The sequence below is a fragment of the Pedobacter nyackensis genome, from assembly GCF_900176505.1.
In the GTDB taxonomy this organism is placed as follows: Bacteria; Bacteroidota; Bacteroidia; order Sphingobacteriales; family Sphingobacteriaceae; genus Pedobacter; species Pedobacter nyackensis.
Window position 1 is genome coordinate 50,834 of the sequence record NZ_FWYB01000010.1, and the last position, 19,070, is coordinate 69,903.

General features: G+C 40.6%; 12 protein-coding genes and 2 tRNA genes. 11 read left to right on the forward strand and 3 right to left on the reverse strand.

Annotation, left to right across the window (positions count from 1 at the left end; translation table 11 throughout):
- Nucleotides 1–2 precede the first annotated feature (2 nt).
- A complete protein-coding gene (locus B9A18_RS17050) occupies nt 3–1,013 on the reverse strand; it encodes an NAD(P)/FAD-dependent oxidoreductase (protein ID WP_084290762.1) in 1,011 nt (336 codons plus the stop codon).
- 128 nt (nt 1,014–1,141) lie between these two features.
- On the opposite strand from B9A18_RS17050, the gene B9A18_RS17055 reads away from it, so the two are divergent.
- The 4 genes from B9A18_RS17055 to B9A18_RS17070 all read left to right on the forward strand — a co-directional run bounded on the left by B9A18_RS17055 (nt 1,142) and on the right by B9A18_RS17070 (nt 3,447).
- On the forward strand, nt 1,142–1,888 hold the full coding sequence (locus B9A18_RS17055) for a UDP-2,3-diacylglucosamine diphosphatase (RefSeq protein ID WP_084290763.1): 747 nt from the start codon (nt 1,142–1,144) through the stop codon (nt 1,886–1,888).
- A gap of 169 nt (nt 1,889–2,057) precedes the next feature.
- Nucleotides 2,058–3,131, forward strand: coding sequence for a peptide chain release factor 1 (gene prfA, locus B9A18_RS17060; protein ID WP_084290764.1), 1,074 nt, complete (start codon nt 2,058–2,060; stop codon nt 3,129–3,131).
- 93 nt (nt 3,132–3,224) lie between these two features.
- A tRNA-Asp gene (locus tag B9A18_RS17065) sits at nt 3,225–3,298 on the forward strand.
- Between the two features lie 75 nt (nt 3,299–3,373).
- A tRNA-Asp gene (locus B9A18_RS17070) sits at nt 3,374–3,447 on the forward strand.
- 55 nt (nt 3,448–3,502) lie between these two features.
- On the opposite strand, the gene B9A18_RS25670 is transcribed toward B9A18_RS17070, so the two are convergent.
- On the reverse strand, nt 3,503–3,784 hold the full coding sequence (locus B9A18_RS25670; protein ID WP_394335631.1) for an alpha/beta fold hydrolase: 282 nt from the start codon (nt 3,782–3,784) through the stop codon (nt 3,503–3,505).
- Between B9A18_RS25670 and B9A18_RS17080 the strand changes: the two genes are divergently transcribed.
- Nucleotides 3,727–4,413, forward strand: coding sequence for a hypothetical protein (locus B9A18_RS17080; RefSeq protein ID WP_449415908.1), 687 nt, complete (start codon nt 3,727–3,729; stop codon nt 4,411–4,413). The two genes, B9A18_RS25670 and B9A18_RS17080, sit on opposite strands and share 58 nt — an antisense overlap.
- 2 nt (nt 4,414–4,415) lie before the next feature.
- On the forward strand, nt 4,416–5,201 hold the full coding sequence (locus B9A18_RS17085; RefSeq protein WP_235005357.1) for a sterol desaturase family protein: 786 nt from the start codon (nt 4,416–4,418) through the stop codon (nt 5,199–5,201).
- Here the strand turns inward: B9A18_RS17085 and B9A18_RS17090 are convergent.
- Entirely contained in the window at nt 5,196–9,296 is a 4,101-nt protein-coding gene (locus tag B9A18_RS17090) for a hybrid sensor histidine kinase/response regulator transcription factor (protein WP_084290765.1), read from the reverse strand. The two genes, B9A18_RS17085 and B9A18_RS17090, sit on opposite strands and share 6 nt — an antisense overlap.
- Nucleotides 9,297–9,561: 265 nt before the next feature.
- On the opposite strand from B9A18_RS17090, the gene B9A18_RS17095 reads away from it, so the two are divergent.
- The 5 genes from B9A18_RS17095 to B9A18_RS17115 are packed head-to-tail and all read left to right on the forward strand — an operon-like array spanning nt 9,562 to nt 19,061.
- Nucleotides 9,562–12,555 carry a SusC/RagA family TonB-linked outer membrane protein gene (locus tag B9A18_RS17095; RefSeq protein ID WP_084290766.1) on the forward strand — a complete coding sequence of 998 codons (2,994 nt, stop codon included), beginning with the start codon at nt 9,562–9,564 and terminating at the stop codon, nt 12,553–12,555.
- Between the two features lie 8 nt (nt 12,556–12,563).
- The gene (locus B9A18_RS17100; protein WP_235005358.1) at nt 12,564–14,093 is read left to right on the forward strand and encodes a RagB/SusD family nutrient uptake outer membrane protein; all 1,530 of its coding nucleotides are present in this window, start codon (nt 12,564–12,566) and stop codon (nt 14,091–14,093) included.
- A gap of 7 nt (nt 14,094–14,100) precedes the next feature.
- Nucleotides 14,101–14,772, forward strand: coding sequence for a fasciclin domain-containing protein (locus tag B9A18_RS17105; protein ID WP_159452677.1), 672 nt, complete (start codon nt 14,101–14,103; stop codon nt 14,770–14,772).
- A 24-nt stretch (nt 14,773–14,796) separates the two neighbouring features.
- A complete protein-coding gene (locus B9A18_RS17110; protein ID WP_084290769.1) occupies nt 14,797–15,828 on the forward strand; it encodes a DUF5007 domain-containing protein in 1,032 nt (343 codons plus the stop codon).
- Nucleotides 15,825–19,061: a SusC/RagA family TonB-linked outer membrane protein gene (locus tag B9A18_RS17115; protein WP_235005359.1), complete on the forward strand. Its 3,237-nt coding sequence runs from the start codon at nt 15,825–15,827 to the stop codon at nt 19,059–19,061. The genes B9A18_RS17110 and B9A18_RS17115 overlap by 4 nt, the downstream gene beginning before the upstream one ends.
- The last annotated feature ends 9 nt before the right edge of the window (nt 19,062–19,070 follow it).

The following is a 19,070-nucleotide window of genomic DNA, read 5'->3' on the forward strand; positions in this document are numbered from 1 at the left end:
GTTTAAAATTCTGATACGCCGTTTACAGTTGTATATTTCATGGTGTATTTAATTCCAGGATTCATGTATTGATAAGCACTGTGACTCATCAAAGCAGCCTCATGGAAACCACACAGAATAAGTTTTAACTTGTTGGTGTAAGTATTGATGTCGCCAATTGCGTAGATACCCGGTATATTGGTCGAATAATCGTCTGTATTAACTTCGATAGCACTTTTGCTGATGTTTAGGTTCCATTGTTCAATAGGGCCTAATTTCGGACTTAAACCAAACAATGGGATAAGATGATCTGCTTCTACGTTAGTAATTTCTAAGCTCTTATTATGGATAATCTCAACACTTTCCAGTTTCCCGTTTCCACTTACTGAATTCAGGTTGCTGTTTAATACCAGGTTGATTTTTCCGCTTTCAGCCAATTGCATTACTTTGTTTACTGAATCAGGAGCACCACGGAAGCTTTCGCTACGGTGAACCAATGTCAATTCATCAACAATATCGGCTAAAAAGATGGTCCAGTCTAATGCTGAATCACCACCACCGGCGATTACCATTTTCTGTCCACGGTATTTTTCAGGATCAAGGATCATGTAGTTTACACCTCTTCCATTCTCAAATTGCTCTAAACCCTGAACGGCTGGCTTACGAGGCTCAAAACAGCCTAGTCCACCTGCAATAACCACTACCTTAGATTCTATAATAGTACCCATGTTAGTGGTTAGCACAAAGTCGCCTTCGCCACGTTTTTCTAAACCTTCAATACGTTCGCCAAGAGTAAAGCCCGGATGAAAAGGTTTGCCCTGCTCCATCAGGTTATCGATCAATTCCTGGGCCAGTACAGTAGGGTAGCCAGGGATATCATATATAGGTTTTTTAGGATAAATTTCAGAAAGCTGTCCGCCAACTTGTGGTAGATAGTCGATTAGATGGCAGCGCATTTTTAGTAAGCCTGCTTCAAAAATCGCGAATAAACCTACAGGTCCGGCGCCAATGATGGCTATATCAGTAGAAATCATAGTTTAAATTTTGTGCGAATTTACGAACTTTTGTTTTAATAATGATGCAATTTATAAATAATCTACATAATCCGTAGATTTTATAAGGAAGATCTGAGCAGATATTTTATTTATCTTTGTTTACATTAATGAAAAAGAACATATATTTTGCTTCAGATTTCCACCTGGGATCTCCCAATCATAAGGAGAGCAGAAAGCGCGAAGATTGCATCTTAAGATGGCTAACTTCCATAGAATCATCATGTAGTGAGTTGTTTTTAATGGGCGATATTTTCGATTTCTGGTTTGAATATCACACTGTTGTGCCTAAAGGATTTGTTCGGTTGCAGGGTAAGCTTGCCGCTATGACCGATGCCGGAATAAAGGTCTACTTTTTTAAGGGTAACCACGATATGTGGGTCAATACCTATTTTACCGAAGAGCTGGGGATAGAGATTGTGAGTGATGAATTGATCATGGAAAGGGAGGGTAAGCGTTTCTTTTTACATCATGGTGACGGTTTAGGTCCGGGCGACGCAAAGTATAAGATGTTGAGAAAGATATTTAGAAACCCAGTTTGTCAATGGTTGTTTGGCTTGATTCCACCTAGGATTGGTTTAGGGATCGCTAACTGGTGGTCGGGAAATAGTAGGCTTGCCAATACCGCCGAAGAGGTTTTTGAGGGCGTGGAGAAAGAATGGTTGGCTATTTATGCCAAAGAAATCTTGCAAAAAGAGCATTTTGATTATTTCGTTTTTGGCCACAGACATCTGCCATTGGATCTCCATATCACGGATAAAACCAAATATGTAAACCTTGGTGAATGGATCAATTTCAATTCATATGCGGTGTTTGATGGCAATGATTTAAGCCTGAATTACTTCGAAAAGGATTAGTGGGATGAAATGCGAGGCTGGTATGGCAATAAATATTAGTTGCATTAAACGAAAAAACCTATTTTTGTAGTCCAAAATAAATGCCATTTGCCTGATTGAATGCAAGCCGCCATTGTGCGGACCTTTTTAGGGCTGAGGGTAATGTGTAGTATTTTCTGAAAAAAAGAATATGTTAGAGAAATTAGAAGCAATTAAACTGCGTTGGGAAGATGTAGAAGAGCAGTTGAGTAATCCTGATACGATGCAGGATATGAAGCGCTTTGCTGCTTTGAATAAAGAGTATAAAGATCTGGGTAAGATCGTAGATGAATATAAAATCTACAAAAATGTAATGAGCAACATTGAGGCCAATAAAGAGATTCTGAGTACGGAAAAAGACGCCGAAATGCGTGAGATGGCTAAAGAAGAGCTTGACCTTTTATTGGTGCAACAGGAAGAATTGGAAGAGAAAGTTCGTTTGATGCTTATCCCTGTTGATCCTGAAGATGCTAAAAATGCAGTGTTTGAGATCAGAGGTGGTACAGGTGGTGATGAGGCAGCTTTATTTGCCGGAGATTTATACCGTATGTATAGCCGCTTTTTTGAGCAGAAAGGCTGGAAAGTTGAAACTGTTGATGTAACAGAAGGAACTGCTGGTGGTTATAAAGAGGTGATTTTAAAGGTGAGCGGTGAGGATGTTTACGGACAGCTGAAATACGAGTCTGGTGTTCACCGTGTACAACGTGTACCGGATACAGAAACACAAGGGCGTGTACATACGTCTGCGGCTTCAGTTGCAGTTTTACCTGAAGCAGAGGAGATCGATCTTTACATCAACCCTGCAGACATTGATTTGCAAACATCACGTTCAGGTGGTGCCGGTGGTCAGAATGTAAATAAGGTGGAAACCAAAGTACAGTTAACACACAGACCTTCCGGTCTTGTTGTGGTTTGTCAGCAAGAACGCTCGCAGTTAGGTAACCGCGTGATCGCAATGGAGATGTTGCGTAGTAAATTATACGATATCGAATTGCAGAAAAAGAACGGTGATATTGCGGCCAGACGTAAGACTATGGTTTCGACAGGTGACCGCTCGGCGAAGATCAGAACTTACAATTATCCGCAGGGTAGGGTGACCGATCACCGTATCGGATTGACGCTTTATAACCTAAATAACATCATGGATGGTGGTGTTCAGGAGCTGATTGATGCGCTTCAGTTTGCAGAAAATGCTGAAAAGCTAAAAGAAGGCGCTGTAATATAGGTAGTTATAGTTATTTCAAAAATAGTTTGTAAATATAAATAAACGCTCTATATTTGCAATCCCGAAACGGACGAAAGAAAGCAAAGGGAAAACGGACCGGTAGTTCAGCTGGTTAGAATGCCGCCCTGTCACGGCGGAGGTCGCGGGTTCGAGTCCCGTCCGGTCCGCAAAAATACTCAACAGAGTGTTTTTATATTGAAGCCCTTAGAAGCTATATTCTAAACCCTCCTGAAAAGGAAAACGGACCGGTAGTTCAGCTGGTTAGAATGCCGCCCTGTCACGGCGGAGGTCGCGGGTTCGAGTCCCGTCCGGTCCGCATTAACATAAAAACATTGAAAAGCCTGCATCACACGATAGCAGGCTTTTTTATTTTACGAAAACTCGAAAACAGCGGCTTCAACAGCTTCTAATATCAATGCGGTGACTTCTTTGGGTTGGGTAGCCAGAGAAGCATGACCGGAATTTAAATGAATGATCTTTTTTGCTTTTATGCGGTCCGCCATTTCTTTTTGTGTCTCTGGAGGAATCATTGGATCATGGTCTGACACCTGGTACCAGCTAGGCTTAGTTTTCCACGCAGGAGGGCGGAGGCAACCTGATGATTGCAGGTGAACCGGGGAAACAGAATGTCGTAAATCCTTTATTGGATTCATTGGGTGTTCAAATGCTAAACGGGACTATTGTTCAGCAGAGCAGGGACTATTCTTACGATCTGCTTACGCCAAATCTGGCTGCGGGTGCAGTGGCCATGGATAAGCGTTTACAACAATATTATTCGTACGGATTGACCGTTTCTATGCCGGGTGCCGGGGCCTTAAGCTATGCGGCAAAGGGGGCTTTTACAGTACATCTACTTTTAACGTCAAATGCCCAGAGCAGCTGGCTGAAAAAAGGCAAGTTTACGCTGGATTCTGCCGCGCTTACAGTTGATCACATAAATGGCGATCAGCAGGGGAGCTTTCCTACCGCCCTGATGCTGACCCGGAAAGTGAACAATAAGGAACAGCGGATCATCGTAGCAGCTGATGCAGACTTCTTCAGTAATACAGAATTGAACCGTAACAACATGCAAACCCTAAATACAGCATTTGCCATGAGCATATTCCGCTGGTTTTCTTATGAGGAATTCCCGATTGATGCCAGTCGCCCGCCATCAAAGGATAATGCCGTTACACTCACCAAGGCCAGCATAAAACCTATACAGATATTATTTTATGGCATAATTCCCGGGACCTTATTCCTGTTAGGAATGGTCTTGTTGATTCGTAGAAAACGTAAATAATTATGAGCCATTTATTTCAAACCATTAGTTGGGCGTTTCTCATCACCATTGGTCGTTATTTTATAATTGCAGGTATCTTTTTTTTAGTTTTTTACCTGCTTTTTCCCAAAAGCCTGCTGCGAAATAAAATTCAAAGCAGGCTTGCGGGCAAGGCCGATTTTCTCAGAGAAATGCTCCATTCGTCTATCTCCAGCATTATGTTGGCCATTACCTCCATCATCGCGCTGTCCGATAGCCTCAGGCCGCATACATTTATTTATACTGACCTGCATGCTTATCCCCTATGGTGGATTCCGGTAAGCCTTTTATTAACCTTAGTGGTGCACGACACCTATTTTTACTGGATGCACCGGATATTGCACCATAAGAAGCTATTCAAATTAACGCACCTTGTGCACCATCAGTCTACAAATCCATCTCCCTGGACTTCCTATTCCTTCCATTTTCTGGAAGCTATAGCAGAAGGAGCAGTCATCATTCTACTGGTTTTTTCTATGCCGTTACATCCTTTAACGATTGGACTGTTTGCCCTTTCTTCGTTTATAATCAATGTTTATGGGCATCTGGGTTATGAAATTATGCCGAAGGGTTTTAGAAATACTTTTCTTTTTGAAATCATCAATACATCAACCTTCCATAACCTCCACCATCAGAAGTTCAAAGGGAATTATGGATTATATCTACGGGTATGGGATAGACTAATGAAAACGGAGCATCCGGATTATGTAAAGGATTACGATAGATTACAGGAGAAACGATTCGGTAAAACCGATAATGCCCTACTATGATCCTTGTTCCGATAAAGAACCCACATAAGTCTTAGGTGTATGTCCGTATTGCTTTTTAAACTCCCGGCTAAAATACTTAGGGTCGTTAAAACCTACCAGATAAGATACCTCTGATACATTATATTGCTTTTGAGCAAACAACTGTGCAGCTTTTTTCAGGCGAATGGTTTTAATGAAATCATTCACTGAAAGATCTGTAATTGCTCTGATTTTTTTATACAGTATCGGCTGGCTCATCCCAATATAGCTAGCTAGTTCAGGAACGCTAAAGTCCTGATCCGACATATGATCCTCTATGTATTGGACTATTTTCAGCATAAAAGCATGCTCAACGGTGTTAATAGCGGTATTTTGAAGTTGTGGGTTCACTTCCTGACTAAACTTCTGCTTCATTGTTGCTCTGGATTGCAGCAGATTTTTAATATTGAGCCCAAGCAGATCAATACTGAAAGGTTTGGTAATATAAGCATCAGCTCCGGTCTCTAAACCGTCCATTTGGTGGATATGAGATGATTTAGCCGTTAGCAGGATAACAGGGATATGACTGGTACGTTCATCTGTTTTGAGCTTCCTGCACAATTCCAAACCATCCATTACAGGCATCATTACATCACAAATAATCAGGTCGGGGAACAAGTCGATGGCTGTTTCCCAACCATTTAATCCATCATAGCTTTCATAAACCTGGTAATCGCTGTTTAAAAAGCCCATTAACATCTGTCTGATTTCGGGATTGTCTTCCACAATCAGAATAGTTTTTTGATGTGCTTTCCCGGTTTCAACCCTTTCAGCAGTAATCGCAGCTGCTGTTGGTGGTGTATAAATCCTGTGTTCAGTTTCCTGATATTGCGGATCTATAAAGTCATTGCTTTTAAAATGAGCTTTACCCTTTTTTAGCGTTACAGTAAAGCAGGTGTCGCCTGGCTGAGCAGATGTAGCCGGGTGACTTTCAATCGCAATAATACCATGATGAGACTCTACAATGCTTTTTGAGAGGGCCAGACCAATTCCTGATCCGATATGTCCTGATCCGCGTTCGTCAACCTGGAAGAAATCACTAAACAATTTACTCTGACTTTCGTAAGGAATACCCTTACCATTATCGCGCACCTTAATGCTCAATTCTTGTGCAGTTTCCTCGATAGAAACTTTAATGCTACCCTGATCATCGGTGAACTTAAAGGCGTTTGAAAGCAGGTTAAACAAGACTTTCTCTAATTGCACCTTATCAAAATACAGCTCAATGTGTTTCTGTTTGCTGTAAAATATATATTCAATATTACGTGCTTCGGCCAGGTGTTGGAAAGCATGGAAAATATCGTAAGTAAACTCAACAATATTGCTACTGCCGACGTATAATCTTAAATGGCCAGTTTCAGCTTTTCTGAAGTCCATTAGCTCCGTAATGAGGCGCATTAGTCGGTCTGCATTGTTTTTTATAGGAAGTATCTGTTTGTTTAAATCCGGATTGTCCTTAGTTGTTTTCAATAAATGTTCAAGTGGACCAAGAATCAGGGTTAAAGGCGTACGGATTTCATGAGAGACATAAGTAAAGAAGTTCAGCTTCATCTTTTGTACATCTTTCGATCTTTTAAACAGTGCCCGAATGATAAGATACCTTACCGTAAGGAATAAGATCACTGCGAATACGAGTACATAAAATGCATAAGCCCACCAGCTGGCCCAAATAGGGGGAAGGATCTTTACCTTTATGCTTGCCTGATTGTTTCCTGGTATACCATCATTATTGATGCCTTTAACAATAAAGCGGTAACTGCCCGATGGCAAGTTGGTATAGGTTGCACTTGGGTTATCCGGATAATTCCATTGCTCATCATAGCCATCTAATTTGTAGGCATATTTGTTTTTATCCGATTTGATATAATTCAATAAAGAAAACCCCAGTGTAAAATGATTCTGATCATGCTTAAAGGTAATTTCTTTGGTGTTCAGAATCTGTTCATTTAAAAGCTGGTCAGGACCTGCAACAGCTACAGGCTGATTAAACAGTTTTAATCCTGTAAAAACTAGTGGAGCTGCGTAATTATTCGTTTCTATTTCCTTGGGGTAAAAGGAAGTCAGGCCATTCATTCCGCCTAAAAAAATCTCCCCATTACTGTCCTTAAAGTAAGATCTGGCATTAAATTCATTACCCGCCAGACCATCACTTTTTGTGTAGTTTCTGAACTTTCCTGTATTTAAATTCAATTCTGATAAGCCATTGGCTGTACTGATCCATAAGTTCCCCGAACCATCCTCAACAATACCCAGCACATTATTATTGGCCAGGCCATCTGCTTCAGTATATGTTTTGAAGTGGTTGGTTTGGTCATTATAGATGCTGATACCACCAAAATAAGTACCTACACAGATCAAACCTTTCGAAGTCTGCATTACGCAATTGATATAATCAGATTGAAGCTTAGTATTATCTTTTTCCCTTTTCCTGAAAAGTCTTAAAGTTTTCGAACTGAAGTTATATCGGTAAAGACCGGCTGATGTACCCATCCAAAGGCTTTTCTGCTGATCCTCAAAAAGTACCTGGACACCTTGTTTGTCTTTTTTGAAATATTTGTCCAGTACACTTTTTGTTGTGCGATCAGGAAATGTACCGTTCTGTTTTTTTAAAATGCTTAACCCGTTTCTTGAACCAACCCATAGCGTGCCGTAGCTATCTTGTCTTAATGCCAGGATCTCGGCAGTTCCAATACCATTTTTATTGTTCCTTACATTGGTGATGCGTCTGAAACGACCGGTTTTTGGATTAAAGATGTTGATTCCTCCAAAGTGTGTCCCGATAATCAGTTCTCCATTTCCCGAATTGTCTTTAAGAATGATTTTGACCAGGTTAGAGGTAATGCTATTGGGATCGTTAGGATTTGTTTTGTAAACTGTATAGGTATTGGTCTTTCTGTCTAGGTGGTTCAAGCCAGCCCCTTCAGTTCCAATCCATAGGTTATGGAGATCATCTTCTACAACTGAACTGATGATATTGCTGCTGACACTGGATCGTAACCTGCTGTTTTGATAGGTTCTGAATCTGGTAGCGATGGGATGGCTATAGTTAACACCGCCATAATAGGTGCCTACCCACATGGTTTTGTTTATGTCTTCGTAAATACTGTGTACGGAATTGTGGCTGATGCTGTTTTTTAATTCTGAGTCGTGCTGGTAGTTGCTGAATTTTTTACTTAACGGATCTAAAATGCTCAGGCCTTCCTGTGTACCCACCCAGAGCATGCCCTTTTTATCTTTGGTTATTGTCCTGATGTCATTGTGAGCAAGGGAATGCTGGTTTTTATTGTCATGACCATAAACTGTAAAGGATTTGGTTGCATAATCATACAGACACATCCCATTTCCTGATCCTATCCACAAATTTTGTTGATTGTCGGTAATCAGGCTGGTTATATAGTTTGAGCTAATGCTCCTGGAGTTTGCTGGATCATTTTTGAACCGTTCATATTGATAACGACCATTTTTGATACACATGCGTATTAACCCGGCACCTGTCCCTATCCAAATGTTTCCGCGTGTATCTTGAAGAATTGCGTAAATCCCATTTATACCGTCATCTTTTGCACCTTTGAACTTGAAAGATGTAAAAGTGTTTTTGCTCTTATCAATTAACAGATGGAGACCGCCTAAAGTGCCGATCCATAACTTCTTGTTCAGGTCTTCATAAATGGATTCAATACTGTTCTGCCTCAACCCATTTTTTGAATGGGTATTGATCTGTGTAAAAGCGTCCTGATTCGAATCATATTTGTTTAACCCGTTTGCAGTTCCTACCCATAAGGTTCCATCCGAATCTGTAATTAAGGATTGGGCTTCATCATTGGAAAGACTTCGCGGATCTGCTGGATTGTTTCTGTAAGTTTTAAATTGATTGCCATCATAACGGTTTAATCCCTGTCGGGTACCAAACCAAAGGAAGTCGGATTTATCCTGGACAATGGAGATTACCGAATTCTGCGACAGGCCATTTTCAATTGTAAAATTGTTGAAAGAGACCTGGCGCTGCGCCTGAACAGAAGAAGATATTGTAAGCATGGAAATGCATAAAGCAATCAATTTCCATTTAGCCAATTTCATATGAATCCCTGATTATTGTGTGATTATCAAGGCTAAAGATATAAATATCTTGGTTTGTTAATGATTTTTCTACCCTTTTTTTTAGAATAGTCATCTTTTTTAAAGAAATATAATTAGAGTTTTGAGTGTCTGACTAGTGTAATATTATGAAGGCGGAATACTAAATCAGATTTAGGGAAAAACCGTCAGTAAGCCTAACCAGCTTGCAATAAGAACGACACTATTGGGACGAATAAACTATAACTAAATACCTAACCAAACACGTATGAATAAACATCGACTATTTCCCTGTCAATGTATCCTTGTGTCTTTTTTTCTTATTGGTCTTGGGTTTCCGCTAAGTGGATATGGCTTTCAAGATACTAAAGCGGTCCATGCCGAAAAAGATACCAAAGCAGACAATTCCTTACAGGACACCGCAGCAAAAGATTCAGGGATTGTAGAATTAAGACGATTCGTGTCCCTCAGAAATGTTGACTCACTAAATGTTAAAAGGATTGCTAAATATCCGTTTGTTTCCCTGCAGCAGGTCGTTAAAGGAAATGCCGCCGGCGTATATGTGCAAGAGACAAATGGAGAACCTGGTACTACAGAGCAAAGCATATTGATCAGGGGACTATCAATGCCTCTGCTTTCCAGGAAGGATATTTATCAGGTACAGCCACAAGTATATGTTAATGGCATTCCCCTGATACAGGATAACCCTTTTATGTTCGATATCCAAAAGTTTGATTATGCGCCAATCGGGACTGCAACAAATCTTTTGGCAACTATTGATATGGATAATATTGAGTCTATCAATATTGTTAAAGGGGGAGCGGCAGCGGCCATTTATGGCCCCAGAGCTGCTAATGGAGCTATTCTGATTACCACTAAAAATGCCCAGGCTGGTATGAAACAGGTAAGTGTGAACAGCTATTTTGGCATGGCTCAGAAAGACAACGTAACGACTACCAATGCACAGGATGAAAGTGCATTCAGAATGCCTTTCTACCAGAAATTTGCCAGTCCTGCCGATATGGACAATTACCCTGCCTATTTAAGGGATGCGACCAATGAAAATTATTACGGGCCTTCCAACTGGACAGATCTGTATTATAAAACCAGCCCGGTAAGATCTGTAAACGCAAGTATCACAGGAGGTACAAACCGTTCAAACTTCCGGTTTTTCGGAGGAAATACAAGTACATCCGGCAATGCGGATGATACCAAGCTGGATAAATACAATGCGTCTTTCTTCATTAATATGTTGCCGTTGCGCTGGTTAACAGTGTCCAGTATGATTAATGCGACAAGACTGGAACGGGATCGGAACAGATCATTCCGCGACCGTTTCTCTGAAATGCAGTATATCCCTGACTTAACCAGTCCAATTGCACCTAACAAGATCATCTATGGCAATTTGTTAAATGAATATAAAGCCAAGTCATTCGATGACAATAAAAACAGCGCTATTCAGGGTTATTTCTCCTTATCTGCAAAATTAAAGAAACTGGACTTTGTTTCTCGCGTAGGGTTTGACTATAATGAAAGCACACGTGATGTATTCTTCCCCTCCACGATGCTCGACGGGAACAACTATGTTTCTAATTACTACGGCTACAACCAGCGCGTGATTATTGAAAATACGGTTAGCTATAAACATACTTTCATTAAAAAACATGTATTGAACCTGGAAGCGGGACAATCATTTCAATCAGACCTAAACCGTTACAACTATGCCTACGGTTATAAAGGATCAAGTGATTACATCAGAATTAATGTGGTAAACGGAAATTCAAAAGAGGGAGATTATTTATTACCTAAGGATTTTATTGTTTTTCGTTTTACAGACAGACAAAAAGCTAATTTAAGTTCACTGTTTGCGAAAGCAGAGTACACTTATAATGATGAATTATCTTTAACCGCAGTAGCAAGAACCGATGGGTCATCTAATATGCAACCTGGTGCAAGATGGTTTTTTTCACCCATTGTAAACACAGAATATAACTTCAGCAAATTGTTGCCTCAGGATAAATCGGCCATTTCATCACTGTCGTTAACCGCATCCTGGAGTCGTATAGGTAACTTATTGCTAAACGATAGATTCGCTGCAGGACCGCAGTATACAGTGGATTTGGGTTGGTCAGCCAATCCGGCTTTTTATTCTTATGCAGGCTTTGGTACTTTATCGAGACCATATACTGCTGGCTGGGTGGGCTACGATATTCCATGGTCTTATGTACAGGAAACCAATATTGGTGTTAATGCCGGGTTTTTGAATGATAGAATCCAGGCACGAGTTGAGCTTTACAGTAAAAATAACAACCGTATGCTATTGGCGATGCCAGTTGTTGCCGAATCGGGTTATGCTTCAGCTTATCACAGCGGCATGGATGTAAACAATAGCGGAGCAGAATTGATGCTACAGGCCAATATATTTAAAGGTAAAAAAGATCAGTTTAACTGGACCGCCAATTTAAATGCCAGCTATAATCAAAATAAGTTGAAAGCCCTTCCGGGAGGTGTTTCAGAAATATTAATTGGCACACAGAAGCTGGTAGTAGGTGAGGCTATTGATAAGTTCTGGGTATTAAAAACTCAGGGTGAAGCCTTCCATACTGATGCTGATGTACCTGTAAATCCTCAAACCTATCAGATTTTGAATTACAAAGGATTGCCTTTTAAAGGAGGAGATCCCCGCTGGAAGGATCTTAATGGCGATTATACCATAAACGAAAAGGATAAAATCGCCTTGGGCAACTATATGCCAAAATTAACCGGAAACTTCGCCAACAGCCTTGCTTACCGGAAATTCAGTCTTGACTTTAATTTATATTTCGCACTGGGCCGAAATATCCTAAACCAGGCAGCGGCCAACCGTTTTGATTTTATAAACAGGGGAGGCCAGAATGATATATCATCCATAGATGAAATCACTTTCTGGAAAAAGGATCTTAATGCTGATAGCTATCCGGTTTACAATCCATGGAGTGCGGTACAAGCCTATCGTGCTGATCAGGATATCTTCATCGAGAATGGCTCTTTCCTAAAATTAAGATCACTGTCCCTTGGTTATGATTTCGCTGGATTGCATTTTCTTAACAAAGATAAGAAGGCACAGCGCAGGTTTTTGGTATATGTAACCGGAACAAACCTGTTTACAATCTCTCCTTATACAGGTGGCGATCCTGAGCTGGTTGGTTATACCGGTATCGATTCAGGTTATGGACTATCTATTCCAAGAACATATACACTAGGTTTCAAAATTGATTTATAGAAAAAGATATGATGTTTACTAAAATAACTATTCCCTTTCGCATCCTTACAATAGTAATGATCATAGGATTACTAGGGTCTGGATGTAATAAACAGTTGGATGCTCCTTCGTCGCACCTGGTTAATGAGGAAAATCATTGGAAATCAATTACCGATACCCGTTCGGCATTGCTGGGTACTTATGGCTTGCTTCGCGCAGCTATGGCCGATAATAATGGTCATTGGTTATATGGAGAACTTAGAAATGGTGATTTTAAAGCTACTTCAAGACTTGATCTGAAGGCCATAATCGGTGGCAACTTAAATGCACCATACCCGGCAGTGCAGTCGCTCAGCAACTGGCGTAGGTTTTATGCCGTTATCAATAGTGCAAGTATATTCATCGAACGTGCACATGAGGTGTTGGAAAATGACAGACAATACACTGAGAGAAATTATCAGGTAGATATTGCACAAATGCGTGCCTTACGTGCTTTCGCCTATTTTTATATGACCCGTATCTGGGGGGATGTACCATTGATTACTTCTTCCAAAGATGGAAATTTTGAAAAGAAAGCACGCAGTTCAAAAGAAGCAGTTCTTGGCTACGCGGAAAGCGAATTATTAAAAGCGGTAAATGATCTCCCTTTTAGATATGGATCTGTATTGGATCCTGTTTTTCCGGGATTATATTACGGACAGGTTACTACTTACTGGAGCGGAGTATTGTTGACCAAAATATCCGCATACGCTATTCTGGCGCATATCGCTGCATGGAATGAAAAGTACATTGACGCATCAGGCTATGCAAATTTTGTATTAACCTATTATCAAAATTCCGGAGCTAGTTATACCCTAACGGCTGGAATTTCGAAGATTGATGGTGTTTTTTATGATAAGAATCCAGCACAGATATTTGGAGTTCCTTTTGCATGGACTGATCGTGAAGCTAGTATTGTTGGTCACATTGAGGATCTAACTCTTGCCGCCCCGCTGGTAACCAAACCTGTTCCGCAAATTTATGTTCCTGATGCAACGATTTTGTCCATCTACAATGAAGATAAAGACCAGCGCTTTTCCATCAATCCACTTACAGGTCGTGCCGTAACTGATTTCTTTGCAAATTTTGGTAGTTCCAGCACGGTATTCAGTAAAATCAAATGCATTCGTAATGCCTCAACTGATGGCTCTCTGGGGCTGTTTAGTTCAGCAATTGTTTTCACCCGCCTGGAAGAAATCAGTCTGCTTTATGCGGAGTCTATGGCCGTAATAGGAAACGTGGGGCCAGCTATTGATGCGCTGGATAATGTGAGGCTTGCCCGTGGACTTTCCAGTTATAGCGGACCGAATAGCGGATTAATTGATGCCATTTTCAAGGAACGTAAACGAGAACTTATCGGCGAAGGATGGAATTGGTACGATCAGGTCCGTTACAACCGGATTATGAAAAATAATATCGAGTTCAATAAACTCATCAGCTCCAACGGTATTTTCTGGCCAATTGCTGAGGATGTATTAAGTCGCAATTCTTTATTGGTTCAAAATGAATTCTGGAGGTAATCAAATTATGAAAAGAAAATTAAACCTGTTTAAAGGCCTTACAGTATTGTTTGTTGCGGTACTGTTCGTTTCAGCCTGTAAAAAAGAAGAAGGCGCTTATAATTTCGAGAACGAGGTAAATGTTTACGAAGGAGATATTTATGCCTATTTAAAGTCGCAGCCCGGAGTTTATGATTCCCTGCTTAAAGTTGTTGACCGAATTACCTGGTTAAAAGATACCTTGAGTACACCTGCTACATTCACTCTTTTTGCACCTACCAACCGCAGTTTTGTGCTGGCATTACAAAATCTTAATAATGTCAGGAAGTCGCAAAACAAACCGGTTCTTGGCCTGGCCACAGCAAATATAAAAGAGCTGGACTCAATGGCTAACCGTTATTTTATTTCGGGCAAGTTTACCACAGACAGTCTGGTGCTGACCGAGGGTGTATTGTTAAACACCATAAAATACCACTATGAAATGCACGGACAGGACAAAAGTGCAAATGCTTATGGTTTTGTAAACGGTGGCCCAAAAAGTATCATTTACAGTGATGTAAAAGGATCACAGTATATCGTAGAGTGGCAGCGTACAAATACCCAGGCAGTAAATATTTTCACTAACAACGCTGTTGTTCATGTGCTTTCCCCATCACACGAATTTGGGTTTAGTGAATTTACAAGAAGGCTTAATAAATAATCAGAGAGTTTTTTTAGCAAAGTTATGATCAACAAAAAACATATTATTTTAGGAACAGTGCCAATACTGTTTGCACTCGCATTGCTAGGTGCTTGTAAAAAACTGTTGCCTACCGATCGCGATTACTTCAATACTGAAGCCCGCTTTACACAAACGTTGTATAAACCAACAATGGGGCGTACAACATTAATGAGCGATAATTTCGACGCGCAAAGCTCGTCACAACCATTAACATTTAAAATCGTTAATCCGAGGAATAGCGATGGTGTTATTGCACCTGAGCTCATCAAACCATTTGATGTCCTGGTTTGGAAAAAGTCATACACAGGAAAAGAAACCTCCCTGGAAGAAATTGAAAGTAAAAGAGCGATAGAGCAGCATCCACTTTTCGAGATCCGGGAACATTCCGGAGAGTTTATCCTCTGGTCAGCCTCAAATTCAAGGGTACTTAAAGCACTTCCTGATTCGGGTTATACTTTCGATGTAGAGGTGACCAACAACGGTGGACGCAGGTATTTTAATAACCTGAAGCTTCAGGCATATAGAGAACGCGCTTATGAACCTAACAGAATCGATGCCATTAGCGGAGCTAGCAGCAACGCTCCAATCCGGTTAAATTCAATCAATAATTTTAAGGCACAACGTACTGGCGACCCGCTTACTATTGCTGATGTAAAGGTAGATTTTAACAAAAAACAGGGAGGTACCGGCAGCTCATTAACCTTCCGTTTCCTGGATAGTATCGGACAGACCATTGATCCCGCAAAGTTCAGTTTAACTGCCTGGAATAAATTGGTACACGGTTTCAATATGGAAAAAACAAGTACTTATGTAAAATACAATGTTGCTTATCCAATACCATTGGTTGAGATCCCGACAGCTTATACTACAGTTGATGGCAAGGAAGCCACACTTAAATTTTCTTATGACCGCCTTGGTTTTGGGGGGATAAAGGAAACCGCCGATATGAGCTTCAATTTTAACATCTATGAAAAAGGGGAATGGGAAATCATCTTTTCGTTTACCAGGGATAACCCAAAATTCGCGAACGAATGATGAAACATAGAGATAAAAAAGGAATTAAGCTAAACACGCTAAAACAAAATATGGCTATGAAGCACTTGTTTAAAATATTAATGATCATTCTTGTAGGCAGTATGACAACGATGCCGGCATACGCCCAAAAGATGGTGGTCGTAAAAGGAACTGTCATAGAAAAATCTACTAACCTCGGCCTTCCTGGAGTGACCATTTCAACGGGCACGCCCTTAAAGGTAATATCTAGCAGTGGTAACGGAGGTAGCTTTTCGGTTAGTGTGCCTGAAAACGCTTCACTGGTATTCAGATATATCGGTTTTGCTAATCAGACCATTAAGGCTGTCGCAAAATCTGATTTCAGGGTAATGATGCAGGAGTCAAGTAATAATCTTGATGTGGTGAAGATTACCGTAGGTTATAGTACAAAAACTAAGGAGGTTTTAACAGGAGCTGCTACAACAATTAGTGGTAAAGCCTTGCAGGATGTTCCTGTTGCCAATGTGATGGAGCTTCTGCAAGGTAAGATTGCGGGTTTAAATATCCAGAACAACAGTGGTAGTCCGGGTGCTCGTGGATCCATCTTTGTAAGAGGGTTATCTAGTATCGATATTCAGGGTTCTGGTAACGACGCTTTCCTTACCCCAACTTCTCCATTGTTTGTAATTGATGGGGTACCACTTGATGCCAACTCAAACTATGAATACGGTTTCTCACAAGGTGGTCCGGGTATCAGCCCCCTGTCATTAATCCCGCCAGAAGATATTGAGGAAGTTACCCTTTTGAAAGATGCGCAGGCAACGTCACTATATGGCTCGCAAGGGGCATATGGTGTAATCCTGATCACCACAAAAAGAGGGAAATCTAAAACGCCGATTATTCAGTATGTAACCAATCTTTTTGTGAATACTCCTCCTAAACTGAGGTCTGTGATCGGGGGAAAAGGAGAGCGTGATAGCAGGTTATGGCAAATCATGAATAATGACTCTACCATTTTTACGGGAAGAGAGCGAATTGATGACAACCCATTCCTTTCAGACAGTTTAAATGCTTTCTTTAATAACTCAACCGATTGGCAGCGTGTGTTTTTCCGTACAACGATAAATCAGACACACAATATCAACGCTTCCGGAGGTGATCAGAATTTTAACTACAAAGTGAACGTTGGTTATTATGATGAAAAGGGGATTATTGAAAATACGGGACTAAAAAGATACTCACTTGGTATGAACGTATTGTATCAGCCCAGCGAGAAGTTTCGTTTGTTCGCAAACGTCTCCAGTGCCATGGGTATCAGTAAAAAAGGTAGTGGGAATGGTGTGCAGCAAACGGGGGTAGCCTCAGGAAGTTCGGCTTCATCGCTATTACCGCCGCCATCATTATTCAGTAGTTCGGGTGACGCAACTGGTGTATTTCTTACAGATAACAATAACAAAACAGGAAATATCAAAACCAATCTTGAGGGACGCTACCAGTTTCTAAAATCGCTCTCTATGACTAGTGTGGTTAATTATGACTATAACAATGGTACTGCAGATATTTATAAACCAGCTGTTCTGAATAACAATACCGCAATTGTTTATAATTTTAATGAACGTAGAAGCGTATTGTACAACCGTAATATGATCAATTTTACGGAAACATTTAAAGAGAAGCATAACCTGAGTGTTTTCGCCTTCAACGAGATGTACATCCGTAATTATCAGGCAGGGGCAATCAATCAGCTTCAGACGCCTAATGATCAGTATCAGGGACCTTTAGGTTTTAATCCAAGCCTGTCAAGGGGCGGTATTCTCGATAATTATTCTGCATCACGTTCTGCCGCATTGGCAACCTCGGTATCTTATAACTATGATAAAAAATATGTAATTGACTTTTCTTATCGTTGGGATGGCGTGTCTAATAGCGGCCCCGATGTACCATGGTCTAAAAATCCCTCTGTCGGCTTAAGATGGAACTTTAATAAGGAAAATCTGCTGGTAACTTCAAAGTGGCTGGATTATGGGTCCATACGCACTAGCTGGGGAAAGAATATCGTACCGAACGGAACTGTATTTGATGCATTCGGCTCTTATAACTTTAGCGGAGTCTATAATGGTTCGCAAGCGATAGGTGTAAATTTCGAAAATCTTCCGAATACATCGCTTACGCCAACCGTAACAACTCAATTTAATACAGGACTAGATATCGGCTTGTTTGAAGGTAAATACCAGATCACTTTCGATACCTATTATAAAATGGTCGATAATCAGCTCAGACAAAAAGCACTGGCCGATCACAATGGTTTTGATAAGATAAAAACAAACGAAGTGAGTCTGGTAAACTATGGTTACGAGTTCAGCTTAACCGTAAGACCATTGGCAAAAAACAGCAATTATAACTGGACGGTTTCATTTAATGGTGCTATTAATAAAGACGTGCTGACAGGGTTGCCAGATGGTGTCCGTCAGATTTTGCAGAAAGACAAGGAAACAGGCCAGTCCATTCTTTATCGTTTGGGACGTAATAGTTTATCCAATGTCCTTTACAATACAAAGGGTGTATACAGCACCACAGATGATGTGGCTGTAGATCCTGCGACAGGAAAAAGATATAGCACAAAGAATGGTAATACTACTGTTTTCTTTCAGGGAGGTGATCCTTACTGGGCCGATATAAATGGTGATTATAAACTGGATGAAAGAGATCTTGTTATTGCTGGTAACTCATTTCCGCAAATTACAGGGGGTATTTCTTCATTCTTCTCCTGGGGACCATATTCAGCAAACATCAATCTTTCCTATACCTTAAAAAGAGATATTTTAAATAATGCCCTGGCACAGCGGTTCCAGAATTTTGCGAATCCTGCGGCACAGAATAATCTGGTGCCAATAGAGCAGTACAATTACTGGAAGCAACCAGGTGATGTTGCTACTTATCCTTATCCATACAGCTTTCTCCGCTATGGGGCCTATTCGGAATTTGTTAATGGAGGATCCCTGTTTTTACCATACAGATACGACCAGACCATGTTTCAGGAAGATGGATCTTACTTAAAGATCAATACCCTTACCCTGGCCTATACTTTTGATAAAAAACTAGCATCGCGTCTTGGTGTAACCTCTATGCGTGTGTACTGCACTGGAAATAACCTTTACACTTTTACCAATTATTCTGGCCCGGATCCTGAAAACGTAACCGATCTGGGCAGGGACAATTCTGCAGGATATCCAAGCCGACGCAGTTATTCTATTGGTCTTAATGTTCAGTTTTAAAATGAAAAT

Coding starts and splice junctions, on each gene's coding strand:
- B9A18_RS17090 (WP_084290765.1), bottom strand. CDS start 9,296: ATGAAATTGGCTAAATGGAAATTGATTGCTTTATGCATTTCCATGCTT.
- B9A18_RS17105 (WP_159452677.1), top strand. CDS start 14,101: ATGAAAAGAAAATTAAACCTGTTTAAAGGCCTTACAGTATTGTTTGTT.
- B9A18_RS25670 (WP_394335631.1), bottom strand. CDS start 3,784: ATGAATCCAATAAAGGATTTACGACATTCTGTTTCCCCGGTTCACCTG.
- B9A18_RS17115 (WP_235005359.1), top strand. CDS start 15,825: ATGATGAAACATAGAGATAAAAAAGGAATTAAGCTAAACACGCTAAAA.
- B9A18_RS17110 (WP_084290769.1), top strand. CDS start 14,797: ATGATCAACAAAAAACATATTATTTTAGGAACAGTGCCAATACTGTTT.
- B9A18_RS17100 (WP_235005358.1), top strand. CDS start 12,564: ATGATGTTTACTAAAATAACTATTCCCTTTCGCATCCTTACAATAGTA.
- B9A18_RS17050 (WP_084290762.1), bottom strand. CDS start 1,013: ATGATTTCTACTGATATAGCCATCATTGGCGCCGGACCTGTAGGTTTA.
- prfA (WP_084290764.1), top strand. CDS start 2,058: ATGTTAGAGAAATTAGAAGCAATTAAACTGCGTTGGGAAGATGTAGAA.
- B9A18_RS17095 (WP_084290766.1), top strand. CDS start 9,562: ATGAATAAACATCGACTATTTCCCTGTCAATGTATCCTTGTGTCTTTT.
- B9A18_RS17055 (WP_084290763.1), top strand. CDS start 1,142: ATGAAAAAGAACATATATTTTGCTTCAGATTTCCACCTGGGATCTCCC.
- B9A18_RS17085 (WP_235005357.1), top strand. CDS start 4,416: ATGAGCCATTTATTTCAAACCATTAGTTGGGCGTTTCTCATCACCATT.